The following is a 3,463-nucleotide window of genomic DNA, read 5'->3' on the forward strand; positions in this document are numbered from 1 at the left end:
GGTTCTTGAATCACTCAACCATTGCAATTGTGGCTTTTGGTCGTGTAAATTCGGTTTATCTCATTGAATTTGCATAACAAACGGCTCAAGAGGGATTGCCAACGCGTGGCGGCTTTGGTGAAAAATTGAAGTTCAGCGTTTACAGTGTGTTTTTTGAGTTCGGCGGTGCGTTGTCAACCCCTTAGCCGGGCGTTATGGCGCAAGGTGAAAAATGGATACTATCGTTGATTTAGTTAGAAAAGATCCCGTTCGATTTGAAGCACTGGAATGTGTTTACCAGCTTGAATTGCCTCAGTGCTACATAGCCGCAGGTTTTGTGCGAAACCTTGTCTGGGACTTTTTACATCGCAACGTAAAGCCGACGCCATTAAACGATATTGATGTCATTTTCTTCGATGCTGATTGTGTCGATTCAGATTATGAAAAATCACTTGAACTCAAGTTATCGGAGCAAATGCCCCAGATCAATTGGCAAGTGAAAAATCAAGCCAAGATGCACTTACAAAATGGCGACGATCCTTACCAAAGCACATTGGATGCCATGAGCTATTGGCCTGAAAAAGAAACGGCGGTAGCAGTGAGAAAAGTCGAGCACGATCATTATGAATGTATATCAGCCTTTGGTTTCGAGAGTTTATTTCAAGGTTTAATCACACATAATCCTAAACGAGCATATGGAACCTTCGAAAATCGAGTAAAGTCAAAGGGTTGGCTAGTTATATGGCCTAACTTGAGAATTGCGCCATAACAAACGCTTCAAGAGGGACAGCCAACGCGCGGCATTTTTACTATGCGTTGGTTTTTGTGGTTACGGTGTTATGCGGAAAGTTGGTAGTAGCGTTGTCTGCCCCTTAAGCGGGCGTTAAATTACAAGGATAGTTCAGTGGAAATAAAGGAAATTAATTCAACCTCTAGCGTCTCAGTTCAGTTAAATTCATTGCTTATAGATTGTGTTGAGAGTGGTGCTTCAGTCGGTTTTTTAACTCCGATCGACAGAGAAGAAATCGAGTCATACTGGAGTGGGGTAGAATCGGATTTAAAGTCAGGAAAGCGTCGTTTATTTATTGCTCAAGATGAAAATGCCATCATCGGTGCAGTTCAACTTTCTCTATGCTCTAAAGCAAATGGTTTACATCGAGGGGAAGTTGAAAAATTGATGGTTAAAACAAGTGCTCGTGGCCAAGGTGTCAGTAAGAAATTAATGTCACTGATGGAAAAAACGGCATTAGAGCTTAGTTTGCAGTTACTCGTTTTGGATACTCGCTTAGGTGATGTGGCTTCTTTACTATATCGTTCGATTGGCTACATCGAAGCTGGTCAAATTCCAGAGTTTGCGCGTAGTTCTAGCGGAAAGTTAGAAGCAACAGTTTACTTCTACAAGCAATTGTAATTTAACAAACGGCTCAAGAGGGATTGCCAACGCGTGGCGGTTTTAGTGCAAAATTGAAGTTCAGTGTTTAAGTGTGTTTTTTAAGTTCGGTGGTGCGTTGTCAACCCCTTAGCCGGGCGTTAGCTTCTTAAAGGCCGGAATCGTCAAAATTCAAGCTCAATCGTTCTGAAAAAACCGTTTATAGCGTTCAAATTGCATAATTTGGCTTTTGCGTTTTTTCTTGATGCTGATTTGGTCGAACGTGTTGAAAGTTCAGTGGTTTCAAAGTCGCTGAAAATCATCAAACCTCGATGCTTCAATGTTGTTGGACGTTCCACACAGAAAGTTTGGTTTCATAAAAGGCTGCATCATCGCTGTGATCTGGTTTTCTTTGTCGCGGACTCTTAACCGTGGCCAACTTAACCTTTATTGTTTTGAGTTTTGGCTGTCAACTTCACAGCTTTTGGCTCTGGACGTGTGTTTGTGTGATGCATTTGCGTAAAATACATTTCAAGCAAATGTATTTAAAAATCATTGTTAAACAATAGGCTACGAAGCTAACAAACGCCTCAAGAGGGACTGTCAACGCGTGGCGTTTCCAGTCCCTATGAGCCGTGGTGATTACGGTTGTTGTGTTTGAGTTTAGTGGTAATGCGTTGCCCGCCCCTTAGGCGGGCGTTAGTTTCTCTCAGGAAAATCATCAAAAATTCACGCACAAGGTTCTGAAAATTTAGCCTTTATCGTTCAAGCTGCACAATTTAGCTTTTGGGTTTTTCCTGATGTTGATTTTGTAGAAAGCGTTGAAAGTTCAGCGGTTTCAAAATCGCGGATAACCAATAAGCTTTGATGCTTCAATGTTGTCGGACGTTCAATTTGATCAGTTTGGTTTCATAAAAGGCTGAATCATCGCTGTGATCTGGCTTTCTTTGTCGTGGACTCTTAACGTTTTGGCAGCCAACTTCACAGCTTTTGGCGTTGGACGTGTGTTTGCGTGATGCTTTTGCGTAAAATTACTTTCAAGCAAATGAGTTTAAAAAGTCATTGTTAAACAATAGGCTACGAAACTAACAAACGCCTCAAAGGGACTGCCAACGCGTGGCGTTTTCAGTCCCAATGAACCGCGGTGGTTGCAGTTGTTGTGTTTGAGTTTAGTGTTATGCGTTGTCAGCCCCTTAGGCGGGCGTTAAATTTTATTCATCTATAGAGGAATCGTTGTGAAAAAAAATATTGTCCTGCTCATTTTATCTGCTTTGCTTTCCACAAATACTATGGCTTGGACCTTTGGCCAAAATGTAACTATTACAGCTGTAACACTTTGGGAAGGTTCTGGTATAAACCCTTTATACTTCAAAAGGTCAGATAACGTTTGGTGTTATGTTTCTGCAGATGAAAAAAATGTTCATTCACTTATTTTGACTTTGTATGCGTCTGGAAAAACAGCGGATATCCACTGTTATGATCAAGCAGAAAATAAAATGGGTGGTATTGAAGCAGCGCATAAGATGCATAGAATAATCGCAAAGTAGTGTATTAACCTGAAAAGCGCCCTACTTTCGTTGACCAAAAAATTAATTGCAAGGGTTGAGGCAGTTGTAGAAAAAGCAAGAGATTTATTGTATGAAAACAAGCTAGTTGTTAGTTTGCAAAGTTTTACTACAGATACCTAAAACATCTCGAACAATAAATTTAACAAACGCTTCAAGAGGGACAGCCAACGCGCAGCATTTTTACTATGCGTTGGTTTTTGTGATTACGGTGTTATGCGGTAAGTTGGTAGTAGCGTTGTCTGCCCCTTAAGCGGGCGTTATATTTTTAGGTGTATTTATGAAACGGTCAGTATTTACTTTTAAGGTCTTTCTTATAGTTTTTTTCTTGTTTGTTCCATTTGTGGTTTATATTAATTCCGATTGTCTTTCTTTATATTTTGATAAGAGTTCTGAGGCGATTGAGGAATTAGTGAAAGTCATAATTCCACTGTTTTTTTCAATTTCGATATTAATAATAAATACTATTTTGTCGGATTGGAAAGATGCTATAGAACACAAGAAGATAATGATATCCAAATATAATTCAGAAATAAGTAATTATAATGTT

The 3,463-nt window shown here is 39.8% G+C and carries 4 protein-coding genes and 1 pseudogene; all 5 read left to right on the forward strand.

The features are described from left to right. The first annotated feature begins 211 nt into the window (after positions 1–211). The 5 genes and pseudogenes from AACQ21_RS05380 to AACQ21_RS05400 all read left to right on the forward strand — a co-directional run bounded on the left by AACQ21_RS05380 (position 212) and on the right by AACQ21_RS05400 (position 2,895). The gene (locus tag AACQ21_RS05380) at positions 212–748 is read left to right on the forward strand and encodes a nucleotidyltransferase family protein (RefSeq protein ID WP_047691683.1); all 537 of its coding nucleotides are present in this window, start codon (positions 212–214) and stop codon (positions 746–748) included. Between the two features lie 135 nt (positions 749–883). After that, positions 884–1,390: a GNAT family N-acetyltransferase gene (locus AACQ21_RS05385; RefSeq protein ID WP_105977519.1), complete on the forward strand. Its 507-nt coding sequence runs from the start codon at positions 884–886 to the stop codon at positions 1,388–1,390. A gap of 298 nt (positions 1,391–1,688) precedes the next feature. Then, positions 1,689–1,871: a DUF645 family protein gene (locus AACQ21_RS05390; protein WP_002022258.1), complete on the forward strand. Its 183-nt coding sequence runs from the start codon at positions 1,689–1,691 to the stop codon at positions 1,869–1,871. Positions 1,872–2,223: 352 nt separating this feature from the next. Next, positions 2,224–2,377 (forward strand): annotated as a pseudogene (locus tag AACQ21_RS05395) (DUF645 family protein). A 206-nt stretch (positions 2,378–2,583) separates the two neighbouring features. Then, on the forward strand, positions 2,584–2,895 hold the full coding sequence (locus AACQ21_RS05400; protein ID WP_094501693.1) for a hypothetical protein: 312 nt from the start codon (positions 2,584–2,586) through the stop codon (positions 2,893–2,895). The last annotated feature ends 568 nt before the right edge of the window (positions 2,896–3,463 follow it).

Source organism: Vibrio sp. V01_P9A10T6, assembly GCF_963877065.1.
Lineage (GTDB): Bacteria > Pseudomonadota > Gammaproteobacteria > Enterobacterales > Vibrionaceae > Vibrio > Vibrio anguillarum.